Annotated in this window: 17 protein-coding genes; 10 read left to right on the top strand and 7 right to left on the bottom strand. The window is 63.0% G+C overall.

The annotated features are described in order from the left end of the window. Positions 1-13 precede the first annotated feature (13 nt). Positions 14-817 (bottom strand): substrate-binding periplasmic protein, encoded by an 804-nt coding sequence (locus tag GGQ99_RS20790; protein ID WP_183264029.1) that lies wholly within the window; start codon positions 815-817, stop codon positions 14-16. A 154-nt stretch (positions 818-971) separates the two neighbouring features. On the opposite strand from GGQ99_RS20790, the gene GGQ99_RS20785 reads away from it, so the two are divergent. Further along, on the top strand, positions 972-1,886 hold the full coding sequence (locus GGQ99_RS20785) for an ABC transporter substrate-binding protein (protein ID WP_183264028.1): 915 nt from the start codon (positions 972-974) through the stop codon (positions 1,884-1,886). Between the two features lie 106 nt (positions 1,887-1,992). Further along, a complete protein-coding gene (locus tag GGQ99_RS20780; protein ID WP_183264027.1) occupies positions 1,993-2,442 on the top strand; it encodes a universal stress protein in 450 nt (149 codons plus the stop codon). Positions 2,443-2,516: 74 nt separating this feature from the next. Here the strand turns inward: GGQ99_RS20780 and GGQ99_RS20775 are convergent, their stop codons facing one another. After that, complete coding sequence (locus GGQ99_RS20775; RefSeq protein ID WP_183264026.1) at positions 2,517-3,575, bottom strand: D-TA family PLP-dependent enzyme; 1,059 nt, start codon at positions 3,573-3,575, stop codon at positions 2,517-2,519. A gap of 160 nt (positions 3,576-3,735) precedes the next feature. Between GGQ99_RS20775 and GGQ99_RS20770 the strand changes: the two genes are divergently transcribed. From GGQ99_RS20770 to GGQ99_RS20735, 8 genes are all read left to right on the top strand, one after another. Beyond that, positions 3,736-4,572, top strand: a complete 837-nt coding sequence (locus tag GGQ99_RS20770) for a transporter substrate-binding protein (RefSeq protein ID WP_183264025.1) — start codon at positions 3,736-3,738, stop codon at positions 4,570-4,572. 68 nt (positions 4,573-4,640) lie between these two features. After that, positions 4,641-5,303, top strand: a complete 663-nt coding sequence (locus GGQ99_RS20765; protein WP_108609319.1) for an amino acid ABC transporter permease — start codon at positions 4,641-4,643, stop codon at positions 5,301-5,303. Positions 5,304-5,308: 5 nt separating this feature from the next. After that, positions 5,309-5,971: an amino acid ABC transporter permease gene (locus tag GGQ99_RS20760; RefSeq protein ID WP_183264024.1), complete on the top strand. Its 663-nt coding sequence runs from the start codon at positions 5,309-5,311 to the stop codon at positions 5,969-5,971. Positions 5,972-5,981: 10 nt separating this feature from the next. Further along, the gene (locus tag GGQ99_RS20755; RefSeq protein ID WP_108609318.1) at positions 5,982-6,752 is read left to right on the top strand and encodes an amino acid ABC transporter ATP-binding protein; all 771 of its coding nucleotides are present in this window, start codon (positions 5,982-5,984) and stop codon (positions 6,750-6,752) included. 16 nt (positions 6,753-6,768) lie between these two features. Continuing rightward, on the top strand, positions 6,769-7,161 hold the full coding sequence (locus GGQ99_RS20750) for a RidA family protein (RefSeq protein ID WP_108609317.1): 393 nt from the start codon (positions 6,769-6,771) through the stop codon (positions 7,159-7,161). 34 nt (positions 7,162-7,195) lie between these two features. After that, entirely contained in the window at positions 7,196-8,017 is an 822-nt protein-coding gene (locus GGQ99_RS20745; protein WP_108609316.1) for an IclR family transcriptional regulator, read from the top strand. 42 nt (positions 8,018-8,059) lie between these two features. Further along, entirely contained in the window at positions 8,060-8,983 is a 924-nt protein-coding gene (locus GGQ99_RS20740) for a sugar kinase (protein WP_183264023.1), read from the top strand. 204 nt (positions 8,984-9,187) lie between these two features. Next, complete coding sequence (locus tag GGQ99_RS20735) at positions 9,188-9,883, top strand: helix-turn-helix domain-containing protein (protein WP_108610045.1); 696 nt, start codon at positions 9,188-9,190, stop codon at positions 9,881-9,883. Between the two features lie 110 nt (positions 9,884-9,993). Here the strand turns inward: GGQ99_RS20735 and GGQ99_RS20730 are convergent, their stop codons facing one another. The 5 genes from GGQ99_RS20730 to GGQ99_RS20710 form a co-directional block, all read right to left on the bottom strand. Continuing rightward, positions 9,994-11,034: a heme-dependent oxidative N-demethylase family protein gene (locus GGQ99_RS20730; protein ID WP_183264022.1), complete on the bottom strand. Its 1,041-nt coding sequence runs from the start codon at positions 11,032-11,034 to the stop codon at positions 9,994-9,996. 42 nt (positions 11,035-11,076) lie between these two features. Beyond that, positions 11,077-12,042 (bottom strand): PDR/VanB family oxidoreductase, encoded by a 966-nt coding sequence (locus GGQ99_RS20725; protein WP_108609313.1) that lies wholly within the window; start codon positions 12,040-12,042, stop codon positions 11,077-11,079. Beyond that, positions 12,039-12,632 carry a dimethylamine monooxygenase subunit DmmA family protein gene (locus tag GGQ99_RS20720; RefSeq protein WP_108609312.1) on the bottom strand — a complete coding sequence of 198 codons (594 nt, stop codon included), beginning with the start codon at positions 12,630-12,632 and terminating at the stop codon, positions 12,039-12,041. The genes GGQ99_RS20725 and GGQ99_RS20720 overlap by 4 nt, the downstream gene beginning before the upstream one ends. A 19-nt stretch (positions 12,633-12,651) precedes the next feature. Then, positions 12,652-13,785: an aminomethyl transferase family protein gene (locus tag GGQ99_RS20715; protein ID WP_183264021.1), complete on the bottom strand. Its 1,134-nt coding sequence runs from the start codon at positions 13,783-13,785 to the stop codon at positions 12,652-12,654. A gap of 326 nt (positions 13,786-14,111) precedes the next feature. Beyond that, the coding region (locus GGQ99_RS20710) for a formate--tetrahydrofolate ligase (protein ID WP_183264020.1) at positions 14,112-14,279 on the bottom strand (168 nt) is incomplete at its 5' end.

The raw sequence follows: 14,279 nt of genomic DNA, 5'->3' as shown, positions 1-14,279 counted from the left end.
CCGGGAACGCTGTTTACTGCGCCTTCGACCAGTCGATCGACGCGCCGAACCACTTGTCGGCGAGGCCCTGCAGCGTGCCGTCCTTGCGCCATGTCTCGAACTGGGCGTCGATGGCGTCGGCCAGCGGCTTGTTCTTGTTGCTGACGGCAACGCTCTGGGTGATGGTCGTCAGCAGGTCGTCGAGCGTGACCGTGCCGGTCAGCTTGCCCGACTTGGTCAGATATTTCGGTCCGAGGAAGTCATGCGCGGCGAAGTCGATGCGGCGGTTCTCGAGGTCGAGGAACAGCTCGGTCGCACCGGGATATTCGCGGCTTTCGGTGACGCAGTCGGCCGGCAGCTTTTCCTTGGCGACCTTCTGGAAGACGCCGCCGCGCACCGCGCCCATGGTCTTGCCGCAGACGTCCTTCCAGCTGGCGATGCCGGTGTCGGCCTCGCGGCGGGTGATGGCGGCACCGTTGACGATGTAGGGCGACAGCAGGAAGAAGTCCTTCGACGCCAGGCGCTCTGGTGTGCGCGTCACGCCCGAGGCGATGAGGTCGAAGCGGCCGGCGCTCAGGCCCGGCAGCAGGCCGGCGAAGTCGAGCTTCTCGAACTTGGCGGTGAGGCCAAACTGCTTGGCGACGAGATTGACGACGTCGATGTCGAAGCCTTCGAGTTCGCCCGCGGCATTGGTCATGCTGAAAGGCGGAGCCGAGCCCGACGTGCCGACCGTGATGGTGTCGGCTGTCACGAGGGCGGCCTTGTAATCCTGCGCACTTGCCGCGCTCACGCCGAAGACCGCAATGAGGCCCAGCAGGGCTGTCCGCACAATTCCCATGATCACTCCTTGAATGGGCTGCTTGAAAACTGAATGTTTGGGTTATATCGCAAATTGCTAAAGCCACCAAGGACGGCAATCGCTTTGGATACAATAGTTTCTGGAGAATCTGATTCTCAAGAACGGCCGTTCCGAAAGTTCGAGGTTTTGTGGAATGGAACTGCGTTTCAAGCTTAACTACCTGTTTCAGGGACAGAATTCGCCATTTCTGCACGCCGTCGACGCCGGCTATTTCGGTGACCATGGCCTGTCTTGTACCTTCGTCGAGGGCTTCAGCTCATCGCTGGTGACGCGCGCCTTGGTGGACGGCGAGGCAGATATTGGATTCGGTGATGTATCCTCGGTGTTCGAGCGCGCGCTGCGCACTGGCGAGACCGACATTTCGTGCCTCGTGCCGATCTATGAGCACACGCCCTGCTGCCTCGGCTATCTTTCCGACGGCAAGCGCCTGACACTGGCCGACGTTCCCGGCAGCACCCTGTGCGGGCCGAACGGCGACACCTCGGCGCGGCTGCTGCCGCTGCTGCTCAAGCGCAACGGCTATGCCCCCGACAGCTACACCTATCTCGGCGTCCAGCCGGAGGAGCGCGATCGGATGGTGGCGTCACGCTCGGTGCTGGCTGCGACCTGCTTCGATGCGACGCTGAAGTTTGCCATGCAGATGCGCGGCCATGACACCACCGCCCTCGATTTCCTCTACTTCGCCGACAACGGGCTAGACATCTATTCAGGCGCGCTTGTGGCGCTCAATTCGGTGCTGGAGCACGAGCCGGGCCTGGCCGGCAAGCTGCACGCGATCACCCGCCAGGCCTGGCACGACTGCCTGGCGAACCCTCAGTTCGGCGTCGACGCGGTGATCAGGCGTTCGCCTGACATGGATCCTGAAATCGTTCGCAACCAGCTGACCTGGATTCTGGGGCGTCAGGTTTTCCCAGGTGGCGCGCAGCCGATGGAGTTCGACCTCAACGGCGCCAAAATGGCCGACACACTGGAATGCGCGACCTTCTCCGTCGGCGCGGAGGCAAAACGCAGTCCCGAAGGCTTGCCGGCCGAAATCTGCCGGAACTGATCAGCCAGTCTCGGCATGGGGGGCGTCCGGCTTGGCCTTGACCCGACCGTGACGTCCGGGCGAGGTTCGCAGCCTGGATTGACACGAAGCTTATGGAGAGAGCCTGATGTACACCCACATTCTCATCGCCACCGACGGTTCGGAACTGGCGCAGAAGGGCCTCGACCATGGCCTGAGCCTCGCCAAGGGCATCGGTGCCAAGGTGACGATCATGAACGTGACCGAGCCCGCGCCGATCTTTGCCTCCGCCGGCATGTACGGCCCGGTAGCCACGGCAGAGGACATCGTGTCCTACCAGAAGGCCGGCGAGGAATATGGCGCCAAAGTGCTGAATGCCGCCAAGGCCCAGGCTGAAAAGCTTGGCGTCAATGCCGAGGCGGTGCATGTCGAGGAGATGTGGGCGGCGGAAGCGATCAACCAGATTGCTAGCGATCGTGGCTGCGACCTTATCGTCATGGCCTCGCATGGCCGCCGCGGCCTCGGCCGCCTGATCCTCGGCAGCCAGACGGTGGAAGTGGTGACCAACAGCAAGGTGCCGGTGCTGGTCGTTCGCTAAACGCAGGTCAGCCTCAAATCAAAAAGGCCTCCCGGGTGCAGCACCCCGGAGGCCTTTTCTTTGGATGGTGCGGTTCAGATGATCTTGCCGCGTGCCGGCACCGGCCACAGTTCGGGGGCGCGGTCCTCGCCGAAGACATGGACCCCGTCGACCATGTTGGTGACGACGCAGGCATGGTTGGGCACGACGCGGATACGCTGGCCGACCTTGAGGCCGATGTCGCCCTCGCAGCGCAGGCGGCCGTGTTCCTCCGACAACTGGTCGATTGCTATGTCGGGGCGGCCGAGGACATGGCCGTGGCCGGTGAGGCCAAGCAGGTCGGAGGTCAGCGTCTTTGAACCGGCATCAATGATGGCGCGGTTGGGCGCGGGCACCGAGACCACGGTGGCAAGCACCGTCAGCGCGCAATCGTCCCAGCTACAGACGCCGCCGGCGACCAGCGAGCGGTCGTTGTAGACATAGGTGCCGGGGCGGAACTCGGTGGTGGCGGGCGCCAGATGCGCCAGCATCATGTCGGGCGAACCGCCCGAGGTGATGGCGGGAACCGCGATGCCTTTGGCCTCGATCAGCGCCTTGGCCTCGGTCATGAAGGTCTGGACCTTGGCCGCGCCGCCGACCGGCGGATAGGTCATCAGCCCGGCGAAATGCAGGCCCGGCGCTGAGGCGATGCGCGAGGCGAACTCGGCGGCCGCCTCGGGCGAGCCGACGCCGCAGCGGTCGGCGCCGGTGTTGCATTCGACGAAGACATCGAGCGTGACGCCTGCATCCGCAAATGCCGCAGACAGCCCGTCGATCACGGTCGCATTGTCGGCCACCACGGCGAGCCTGACCTTGCGCGCGAGTGCGACGAGCGCGGCGAGCTTGTCATCGCCCAGGATGTTGTAGGTGATCAGCACGTCGTTCAGCCGGTCGCTGCCGGCGACCATGGCTTCCGCTTCCGAGATCTTCTGGCAGGTGATGCCGACAGCGCCCGCGTCGAGCTGCATTTCAGCGATGGCCGGCAGCTTGTGCGTCTTGATGTGCGGCCGGACCTTCAGACCGTGGCTGTCGGCATAGGCCTGGAAGCGTTCGATGTTCCGCTTCGCCACATCGATGTCCACCAATACGGCGGGCGTCTGGATCTTGTCGAACATGCCTGGCTTTGCCTCCAAATCGGAACGTCGGGGACCTTGCCTCCGAACCGCTTGACAAACAATGCCGTGTGCATTTTGATACGTCAATCCATTATTCAGGACAGATGTCCACAATAATGGACATTGTTTTAGAGAAATTTTCCCCGGGAGGATTGGTGAGATGAAGGCTTATCTCTTGGCGGCCGCAGCCGCCGCCGCGCTGACGGCCGCTGTGCCTGCAGGCGCGCAGGAAAAAAGCAGGCTCGATGAGGTTCTGGCGCGTGGCCACCTGGTCTTGGGCACCGGCAGCACGAACGCGCCGTGGCACTTCAAGAGCGCCGACGACAAGCTCCAGGGCTTCGACGTCGACATGGGGCGCATCGTCGCCAAGGCGCTGTTCGGCGACCCCGACAAGATCGAATACGTCAACCAGTCGTCGGATGCGCGCATCCCCAACATCACCACCGACAAGGTCGACCTGACCTGCCAGTTCATGACGGTGACCGGCGAGCGCGCCCAGCAGATCGCCTTCACCATTCCCTACTACCGCGAAGGCGTTGGCCTGATGTTGAAGGGCGACAGCAAGCATGCCGACTATGCGGCGCTGAAGGCTGCCGGCTCGGGCGTGACCGTGTCTGTGCTGCAGAACGTCTATGCCGAGGCGATGGTGCATGCGGCACTGCCGGAGGCGAAGGTCGACCAGTACGAGTCCGTCGACCTGATCTACCAGGCGCTGGAATCGGGCCGTTCCGATGCGGTTGCCACCGACCAGTCGTCGCTCGCCTGGTACATGAAGCAGAACCCGGACCGCTACAAGGACGCCGGCTACGGCTGGAACCCGCAGACCTATGCCTGCGGCGTCAAGCGCGGCGACCAGGACTGGCTGAACTTCGTCAACACCGCCCTGCATGAGGCGATGACCGGTGTCGAGTTCGACTTCTACGCCAACTCCTACAAGACCTGGTTCGGCAAGGAGATTGCCCCGCCGCAGATCGGTTTCCCGGTCGAGTACAAGTAAGCTCGATGATGGCGCGGCCCCTGTCTCACCGGCCGCGCCATTCCTTTTGATCGGAACCTGACGGCACCATGGGTTACACCCTCAATTTTTCGGCGGTCTGGCGCAGCTTCGACCAACTGCTCCTGGGCCTGGCGCTCAGCCTGGGGCTTGCTTTCGTGGCGATCGCCATCGGCTGCGTGCTCGGCCTGATCACCGCCTTCGGCCTGTTGTCGAAGCGTGGAATGCTGCGCCATCCCGCGCGCATCTACGTCACCATCATCCGCAACACGCCGATCCTCGTGCTGGTGCTGTTCACCTTCTTCGCATTGCCCCAACTCGGCATCCGCCTCGGCAAGATCGAGAGCTTCGTCGCCACGCTGGCGCTCTATTCGGGCGCCTATCTCGCCGAGGTCTTTCGCGGCGGCCTCCTTGCGGTGCCGAACGGGCTGAAGGAAGCCGGGCTGGCCATCGGCCTGACGCAGTCGCAGATCCGCAATTCGATCGTCATGCCGCTGATGCTGCGCAACGTGCTGCCGTCTCTTTCAAGCACCCTGATTTCGCTGTTCAAGGACACGTCCCTGGCCGCGGCCATCGCGGTGCCGGAACTCACCTTCGAGGCACGCAAGATCAACGTCGAGACCTTCCGCGTCATCGAAACGTGGATCGTCGCAAGCTGCCTCTATGTCGCCACCTGCTCGGTGCTCGCAGCCCTGCTGCGCCAGCTCGAGCGGCGCATGTCCATTCCGAGGTGATCGACATGGATCTCGTTGCATTCCTCGAAACGCTGTGGCTTGCCCGTATCCCGATCCTCAAGGGCATCGGCGTCACCGTCTCCATCTCGGTCCTGGCGATCCTCGTCGGCACGGTCCTGGGCGTCGGCGTCGGCCTGGCGCTGACCTACGGCGCCAAGCCGCTGCGCTGGCTGGTGCGCGGCTACACCGATTTCATTCGCGGTACGCCGGTGCTGGTGCTGGTTCTGGCGAGCTATTACGTGCTCGGCACCATAGGCATCGATCTCGGACCGTTCCAGGCCGGCGTGCTGGCACTTGCAGTGTTCTGCTCGTCGCATGTCGGCGAGATCGTGCGCGGCGCGCTGCAGTCGATCCCCAAGGGCCAGACGGAAGCCGCCAAGGCGATCGGGCTGACTTTCCCGCAGACCTTCGCCTATGTGCTTGGGCCGCAGGCGCTGCGCCAGGTGCTGCCCGCCTGGGTCAACACCGCTGCCGAGATGGTCAAGGCCTCGACGCTGCTGTCGATCATCGGCGTGGCCGAGCTGCTGCTCAGGACGCAGGAACTGATCTCGCGCACCTTCATGAGCCTCGAGTTCTATTTCTTCGCGGGCTTCCTCTATTTCGCCGTCAACTACGGCATCGAGCGTTTCGGCCGCTACGTCGAACGCAAAACCTCCATTCCATCTTGAGGCCGACCCCATGACCGGCAACCTTCTCGAAATCCGCGATCTGCATAAGCGCTACGGCGACGTCGAAGTGCTCAAGGGCGTCGACTGCACCATGGCGCAAGGCGACGTCATCTCGATCATCGGCTCGTCCGGTTCCGGCAAGACGACGATGCTCCGCTGCATCAACATGCTGGAGGAATTCCAGGGCGGCTCGATCCGCATCGACGGCGAGGAGATCGGCTACGAGACTTCGGGCGGCACACGGCGCCGCAAGAAGGAAAAGGAAATCGCCCGTCAGCGCGCGATGACCGGCATGGCCTTCCAGCAGTTCAACCTGTTCCCCCACATGAGCGCGGCCGAAAACGTCATGCTCGGCCTGGTCAAGGTCAAGGGCATGCGCCGCGACGAGGCACGCGCCCTGGCGGAGAAGTGGCTCGACCGCGTCGGCCTCGCCGAACGCCGCGACCGCTACCCCGGCCAGCTTTCCGGCGGCCAGCAGCAGCGCGTGGCGATCGCCCGCGCCATTGCCATGAACCCCAAGCTGATGCTGTTCGACGAGGTCACCTCGGCGCTCGACCCCGAACTGGTCAACGAGGTGCTGCAGGTCATCAAGGACCTCGCCCGCGACGGCATGAGCATGCTGCTCGTCACCCACGAGATGCGATTTGCCTATGAAGTGTCCTCGCGCGTCATCTTCATGAACCAGGGCCGTATCGGCGAAGAGGGCAACCCGCGCGAGATGTTCCACAAGCCGCAGACCGAGCGGCTGGCGGAGTTCCTCAAGACCTCAACTTTCAACTGACATTCGGAGAATTAGCATGACGATCAAGCGCTACGGCACCGGCCAGACCGGGGCAGGCAAGCAGGCGTTGCCTTTCGCCCGTGCCGTCGAGGCCAATGGCTGGCTCCACGTGTCCGGTCAGGTCGCCATGGAAAACGGCGAGATCGTCGGCGGCGGGGTCATTGCCGAGACGCGCAAGACGATGGAAAATCTGATCGCCATCCTCGACGAAGCCGGCTACGGCCTGGAGGACGTCGTGCGCGTCGGCGTCTGGCTCGACGACCCCCGGGACTTCTGGTCGTTCAACGGCGTCTACGCCGAGTATTTCGGCGCCAACCCGCCGGCTCGCGCTTGCGTGCAGTCGAGTATGATGGTCGATTGCAAGGTCGAGATCGATTGCGTCGCCTACAAGGCACCCGTGACGGCATAAGGTTTTTTGCTCGGCGTTCCCGGGGAGGCGGTACATGGACGAAGTTTCGGACGACATGACCAACAGGCGGGCGCGCGGTCTCGACCGCGCCTTCGAGATCCTGAATTTCCTGCGCCTGAAGCGTCAGCCGTTGCGCCCCAACGAGATCGCCTCGGGCATCGGCGCGCCGCGCTCCTCGATCTACGAACTGGTCAACCTGCTGGTGCGGCAGGGTGTTCTGGAGTACCGCGGCGACGACGGCCGCGTATTCCTCGGCCGCAAGCTCTATTTCCTCGGCATGGCCTATGCCGAGCAGTTCGACCTCATGCGCGAGTGCGACAAGCTGCTGACCCACATCGCCGAGGAGACGCGCGAAACGGCGCAGATGTGCCTGCTCGAGGGCAACAAATACACCGTCGCCCAGATGAAGGAGGGCTCCCGCCCGTTCCGCATCTCGTCCAATGTCGGCGACCCGGTGGCGATCCCGTGGACGGCGTCCGGCCGTCTGCTGGTTGCGCATATGAGCGACCAGGAAATTCTCGATTTCATCCCGAAGGAGGATTTCCGCTTGCCCAATGGCCAGTGGCTCGACCCGGCGGTCTTCATCGCCGAAGTGCGCGAGGCGTCCCGCGTCGGCTACTACACCTTCGACAGTGCGGTCGAGACCTTCACCCACTGCTTTGCCGTGCCGGTCTATCAGGCAGGCCGCATCTGCGTGGCGACTCTGTGCCTGGTGGCGCCGCGCGAGGACGGGCTGAAGAACCACGCCAGCTATCTCAAGAGCCTGCAGGATGCGGCAGTTGACCTGTCGAGCCGTCTCGGGCACACGGCGGACGAGGACGGGCAAGGCGCCGTCCGTGCCGCGGGCCGCGGTTGACCAACCCGACCCTGACCTGAACTCACTGGATAGGCTTACCGCATGTCGCAACGCGCTCTCTTGATCGGGGAATGCATGGTCGAACTCAGGCAGGCCGAGGGCGGCCTGTTGCGCAAGGGTTTTGCCGGCGATACCTTCAACACCGCCTATTACATGCGTGCCTTCCTGCCTGCGGCGTGGCCGGTCGACTATTTCACCGCCGTCGGCACCGATACGATCTCGGACGAGCTTCTGGCCTTCATCGAGAGCACGGGGGTCGGCACCGGCTTCGTCAGGCGCGTGCCCGAGCGCACGCCCGGCCTCTACATGATCCACCTCAAGGATGGCGAGCGCAGCTTCTCCTACTGGCGCTCGGTATCCGCCGCTCGGTTGCTCGCCGATGATCCCGCAGCCCTTCGCATGGCTATCGACGCTTCGGACGTGATCCTGTTCTCCGGCATCACGCTGGCGATCCTTTCGCCTGGCGCAGTCGAAACGCTGCTATCGGAGATCCGGCGGGGCAGGGCTGCCGGCAAGATGGTCGCATTCGACCCCAACATCCGCCCGCGGCTGTGGGACGATGCCGACACGATGCGCCGGACGATCTCGGCCGGCGCTGCGGCGGCGACTATCGTCATGCCGAGCTTCGAAGACGAGGCGACGCATTTCGGCGACGCCTCGATCGATGCGACCATCGCTCGCTATGGCAGCCTCGGCGTCGAGAACCTCGTGGTCAAGGATGGCGCGGAGGGCATTACGTTGCGCTTCGGCGGCGAGACGGTCTTCGTGCCTTCGGTCGCCGCCCGGAATGTCCTCGACACCACGGGTGCCGGCGACAGCTTCAACGGCGCGTTCCTGGCGAAGTATCTCGTTTCAGGTGATCACTGCCTTGCCGCGGAATTTGCAGCCCGTGTCGCCGCAACCGTCATCGGCCATCACGGCGCCCTGCTGCCGCCCGCCGAGTTTCAGGCTTTGATGCGCGGCTGAGCCGCAAGCCAAGACGATCGGCACCCCACACATCCGCTGCATGTCGTGCTGCATTTTCCGCCGGAAATGCAGTCAATGAGAGGCATATTGCCTGCATTTCGATCAGCGCCACTTGATATCGTTGGAAAAAAATTTTACCACTAGTGAAAAGGTCGATTTCAAGAGTTGCCATCGCAGGGGATTATCAGGGTGAAAGAAGACCGCATGTCAGCCGTCGCTGTCGCCGAGGGCAAGAACATATCGGCTGCGGTCGCCGCAAAGGCGCGCCCGACACCGCTGCTTCAGGATCCGCACGCGGTACGCGATACCCCGGAGAAGGTTTTGGAGGTGGCACTCGGCCACGAGGTCCGCGCCTTCCGCAAGAAGCTCGGCATCACCGTTGCCGATCTCGCGGCGATGACCAACATTTCGCTAGGCATGCTGTCGAAGATCGAGAACGGCATCACCTCGCCGTCGCTGACCACTTTGCAATCGCTGTCGCGGGCGCTCGGCGTGCCGCTGACCGCCTTTTTCCGCCGCTTCGAGGAGGAGCGGAACGCCGTCTTCGTCAAGGCGAACGAAGGGGTCGACGTCGAACGCCGCGGCACTCGCGCAGGGCACCAGTACAACCTCCTGGGTCATATCGGCTCCAATACCGCGGGTGTGGTGGTCGAGCCCTATCTCATCACACTGTCGGAACACACGGACGTGTTTCCGATGTTCCAGCATGAGGGCATGGAGTTCCTCTACATGCTGGAAGGCGAGGTCGTTTACCGCCACAGCAACAAACTCTACCGGATGACGCCGGGCGACAGCCTGTTCTTCGACGCCGATGCACCGCATGGCCCGGAAGAACTGACCACTTTGCCGATCCGCTATCTCTCGATCATCTCCTACCCGCAGGGCAGTGGCAGCGAATAGGCTGCCTGGAACGACCGGCTACAGAGAGGCCGCAAATGAAAAAGGAGGCGAAATCGCCTCCTTTTTCATTTGCGGGGCATGGGCCGAAGCCCATGCCGATCATTCTGTGCCTACTCCGGGCCGAAGCCGGGCGAGGTCGGGGCGCCGTCGTCGTATTTCGACAGCCACTCGACGACGGTCTGGCGGTAACGCGTCAGGCCCTTGTACTCGGCGAGTTCATCCGGCAGGTCGCGCAGCACGCGATGGAAGCGACGTCCCCATTTCGCCACGCTCACCAATTCGTCCATCTTGAGCAGGTAGCAGCGGATCGGGAAGACCAAAGCGTTGGAGCGCGGCAGCCGGAAGAAGGTCTGCAGCTCGACGCGCAGATGCACTTTCTGGCCGACATTCTCAGCCGTGACCGACAGTCGGTCGCTGCCCCACTTGTGGAAGTTTTCCGGGCTGGTATCGAGCCGCGGGTTGATCGTCATGGTCCAGTTCAGGCGCCGCGCCGGCTGGCCCTGCTGGATGTTGGTCAGGAACTTCAGCGCACGGGTGAAGACACCCATTTCATGCGCCAGCGGCACCGGGGCATGCCATTCGAAGAAGTTCATGCCGATGTCGAAATCGAGCGACCAGTCGGCCTGTGTGGTGATCATGCCGGCATCCATCCACAGGTTGCCGTCACGCTGGTCGAGAATGGCGAAGTCGCCCTGGCTCTGGCGGGTGATGTATTCCATCGGTCCGTAGGGCAGGGTGGAAACGTCGCCGAAGGTGAAGGTGTCGTCGATGCCGAGCGGTCGGTTGATCCAGCGCCAGCGGTCGCCGTCCTGGGTCAAGGTGAAGTGCTCGGGATAGCCCTTGGCCATTTCGGTCATCAAGAGTTCGAGCAGGTCCCAGCCGGCGAGTGTCATGTGCGGCAGCGACTGGCAGCGCAGCGGATCCTCCGCAAGCACCATGGCGCGGTCCTGCATTTCGGATACGTAGTGCTCGTCGACATCGATCAGATGTTCGAACACGCTGTTCTTCGGCCCGGCGACATGCGGCTCGATGTTGACCGAGTACATGTAGGCGTCTTCATGATAGGGAAACGGAAACCGTTTGACCTGTTCCGGACTGTTCCTGAAGGTAAAATCGTCGCGGAACGTTTCTTTCCTGAAGTTTATTCCCATCAATTCCTCCCTCTTCCAGAGCGTCGGGCGCCCCGGGATCTGCTACCGTTCGAGAACCAGCGAGCGGCCCTCGAAACGCGAGACGCATGGCATGATCTTCTTGCCCGAGCAGTGCTCCTCATCGCTCAGCCAATGGTCGTTGTGCTTGAATGTACCGTCATAGGAAATGACGTTGGTCTCGCACTGGCCGCAGACACCGCCGCGGCAGAGATAGGGCGGATCGACGCCCGCAGCCTCGATCGCTTCGAGCAGGCTCTGCTGCTCGCCGACCCGGATCTCCAGGCCGCTCACCGCCAGCTTGACGTCGAACGGCGTACCCGGCTGCGGCGCCGCGAAATGTTCGTAGTGCACGGAATCGTCCGGCCAGCCATGGGTGGCCGCCGTGTCGCGCACCCATTTGATCATGCCGGCAGGGCCGCAGACATAGATATGCGTGCCGAGCGGCTGGGTGGCGAGCAGGCGCTCGAGCGGGATGCGTTCGTTGCGCTCGTCGAGATAGAGGCTGACCCGGTTGCCGTAGCGTTCGCGCAGCACCTCGGAATAGCTGCCGAGCGCTTCGGAGCGGCAGGTGTAGTGCAGCTCGAAATTGCCGCCGGTCGACGCCAGTTGCGCCGTCTGGGCGAGGAACGGCGTGATGCCGATGCCACCGGCGATCATCAGGTGCTTCTTGGCACGCAGATCCAGCGAAAACAGGTTCACCGGATAGCTGATCACCATTTCCATGCCGCGCTTGACGCGGTTGTGCATGAACAGCGAGCCGCCGCGGCCGACATCGTCGCGGCGCACCGAGATGGTGTAGTCGCGCGTGTTGAGCGGCGAACTCATCAGCGAGTAGGGGTTGAGGCGGGTCGTGCCATTGTCGCGCATTTCGATGACGACATGGGCACCGCCGGAGAACGTCGGCAGATTGCCGCCGTCCGTCCGTTCGAAATGGAACCGCTTGACCAGTTCGTTGACCGCGACCACTTCGGTCACGGTGACGTTAATCTTGTTTGTTCCTGCGCTCACCGGAAAATCTCCTCTGTCTGAGGGATCTCGGTCGGATCCTCGGCGTTGATGCAGACGCCCTGGAAGGCGGCATGGCGCTTGGAATAGTGGTCACGCACCAGAAGCAGCAGGCCGCAATGCGAGCAGGTTGCCGGCTGGGTGGTGACGTTTTCGGTAATGCCCTTGCAGTGCACGCACTGCACCCGGCGTGCCCAGGAGCCGCGATGTTCGGTCTGGATCGAGGCCGGGTCGATGCCGGCTTCGATTGCAGCCTGCATCATCTGGCCGATCAGGCCTTCCGTGCCGGCGAGATAGACACGCAAGCCCATGTGGGCGTTGGCAAGTGTCCATGTCAGGCGCGGCAATGCCGCCGCGATCGAGGGGCCTTCATAATACTGGGCCGGCTTCAACGCCTTCAGGGATGCCTGAAAGCTGTCTCCGGTCCGGCCCGGTATGAACATAATGTGTGCACTGGCGAAGAAGTCCGCGGGAGCCTGCTTCGCCAGGTCCAGGATCGCGGACGCCCCTTCGGCGTCCGCAATGAGAAGGTGGCTCTTGCCGGCCTGCGGTGACAATGTTCCGTAGACCGGGCGACTAAGGATCGTCTTCACCGGTGCACTGTCCAAGGTCTCAGCCCTTTGCCGTCCGCTTGAGCTTCTTCGGATCGTCGAACGGCAGCGACTGTGCGGTTGCCTTGACGGTGCCGCTGGCGTTGCGGATCTCGAGCGGCGTTCCGACGATGGCGCAGTCGACGTCGAGACGGGCGATGCCCATCGACTTCTTCACCAGCGGCGAATACATCGCACAGGTCACGACACCGACCTTCTTGCCATCGCGCCAGATCTCGGCACCTTCGTCAGCTGCCTTGTCGCTGTCGAGCAGCACGCCGAAGATCTTGAAGCGCTCCTTGCCCTTCAGGCGATAGTGCTCTTCGGCACCGCGGAAGCCGGTCTTGCCGGGGCTGACGGTGAAGTCGAGGCCAAGCTCCCACAACGTATCGCCAGGGCCTTCGTTTGCGAACGGGTACTTCTGCGAATTGTCGTACGGGTAGAACAGAAGGTAGCTCTCGACGCGCAGCATGTCGAGCGTGGTGAAGCGGGTCGGGATGATGCCCATTTCCTTGCCTTCGGCAACGATGGTGTCCCAGATCGTGCCGGCGTCCTGGCCGCGGCAGAAGATTTCGTAGCCGCGCTCGCCGGTGTAGCCGGTGCGCGAGATCATCACCGGGAAGCCGAACAGCTGGGTCTGCATGTGGTGGAAGTAGTTGAGGTCGCGGATGCCCGGCACGTGCTTGGCGAGATAGTCGACCGCCAGCGGGCCCTGCAGCGAAAGGTCGTGCAGATTGTCGTCGAAGCGGACCGACACGTCGCGGCCGATCGAGGCGCGGGTCAGTTCTTCATGGCCGGTACCGGCGCCATGGACGACCATCCAGGAGTTCGGGCCCATGCGGTAGATGACGCAGTCGTCGGTAAACTTGCCGGCGTCGTTGAGCATGCAGGCATAGACCGACTTGCCGGGGTAGATCTTCTCGACATTGCGGGTGGTGCACAGGTCAATGACATGCCCGGCGTGGGCGCCGGTGATGTGGACCTTCTTGAGGCCCGAAACGTCCATCAGGCCGGCCTTGGTGCGGATCGCGACATATTCCTCGTTCGCGTCCTTGTCGTACGACCAGGCCGTGCCCATGCCGCTCCAGTCTTCGAGATTGGAACCAAGGGCGCGGTGGCGATCGGCCAACGTCGAAAAACGCCATGAAGCTGTCATCGGTAGTACTCCTCCAGTTAGTTCCTCCCGCCTCGTTCCGGCGACCCGGCCTTGAGGCGGACGTTGTTGGGGACATATTGACTCGAAACTTGCCCGAAGAGCAATATCCAAGTGCAAGAATTTTTACTGATAGGCAACTTTTAATAGGCCTTTCAGCATGCGCCGGATGGTGGTCCGGCATGGCCCGCCCTGGCTTGGGCGTTTCTTACCGGCTCCCATCCGCGATTGAAAAAAAAGGCCCGGCACGTTGTGCCAGGCCTTGAAGGGCGCTCCGGGCCTGGGGGACAGGAGGGGTGGAAAGGAGCGCCTTGGGAGAGAGTTTTATCTCAGAACAGGCCTTCGATCTGACCTGCCTCGTTGAGGAAGATCTTTTCCGACGACGGCGCCTTGGGCAGGCCCGGCATGGTCATGATCTCACCGCAGATGGCGACGATGAAGCCGGCACCGGCCGACAGCCTGACCTCGCGCACCGACACGACATGGCCGGTGGGCGC

Source organism: Aminobacter niigataensis (assembly GCF_014200015.1).
In the GTDB taxonomy this organism is placed as follows: domain Bacteria; phylum Pseudomonadota; class Alphaproteobacteria; order Rhizobiales; family Rhizobiaceae; genus Aminobacter; species Aminobacter niigataensis.
This window is presented reverse-complemented; position numbering and strand designations above follow the sequence as displayed.

Coding starts and splice junctions, on each gene's coding strand:
- GGQ99_RS20790 (WP_183264029.1), bottom strand. CDS start 817: ATGGGAATTGTGCGGACAGCCCTGCTGGGCCTCATTGCGGTCTTCGGC.
- GGQ99_RS20740 (WP_183264023.1), top strand. CDS start 8,060: ATGTCGCAACGCGCTCTCTTGATCGGGGAATGCATGGTCGAACTCAGG.
- GGQ99_RS20745 (WP_108609316.1), top strand. CDS start 7,196: ATGGACGAAGTTTCGGACGACATGACCAACAGGCGGGCGCGCGGTCTC.
- GGQ99_RS20730 (WP_183264022.1), bottom strand. CDS start 11,034: ATGGGAATAAACTTCAGGAAAGAAACGTTCCGCGACGATTTTACCTTC.
- GGQ99_RS20755 (WP_108609318.1), top strand. CDS start 5,982: ATGACCGGCAACCTTCTCGAAATCCGCGATCTGCATAAGCGCTACGGC.
- GGQ99_RS20715 (WP_183264021.1), bottom strand. CDS start 13,785: ATGACAGCTTCATGGCGTTTTTCGACGTTGGCCGATCGCCACCGCGCC.
- GGQ99_RS20770 (WP_183264025.1), top strand. CDS start 3,736: ATGAAGGCTTATCTCTTGGCGGCCGCAGCCGCCGCCGCGCTGACGGCC.
- GGQ99_RS20765 (WP_108609319.1), top strand. CDS start 4,641: ATGGGTTACACCCTCAATTTTTCGGCGGTCTGGCGCAGCTTCGACCAA.
- GGQ99_RS20760 (WP_183264024.1), top strand. CDS start 5,309: ATGGATCTCGTTGCATTCCTCGAAACGCTGTGGCTTGCCCGTATCCCG.
- GGQ99_RS20785 (WP_183264028.1), top strand. CDS start 972: ATGGAACTGCGTTTCAAGCTTAACTACCTGTTTCAGGGACAGAATTCG.
- GGQ99_RS20750 (WP_108609317.1), top strand. CDS start 6,769: ATGACGATCAAGCGCTACGGCACCGGCCAGACCGGGGCAGGCAAGCAG.
- GGQ99_RS20775 (WP_183264026.1), bottom strand. CDS start 3,575: ATGTTCGACAAGATCCAGACGCCCGCCGTATTGGTGGACATCGATGTG.
- GGQ99_RS20735 (WP_108610045.1), top strand. CDS start 9,188: ATGTCAGCCGTCGCTGTCGCCGAGGGCAAGAACATATCGGCTGCGGTC.
- GGQ99_RS20780 (WP_183264027.1), top strand. CDS start 1,993: ATGTACACCCACATTCTCATCGCCACCGACGGTTCGGAACTGGCGCAG.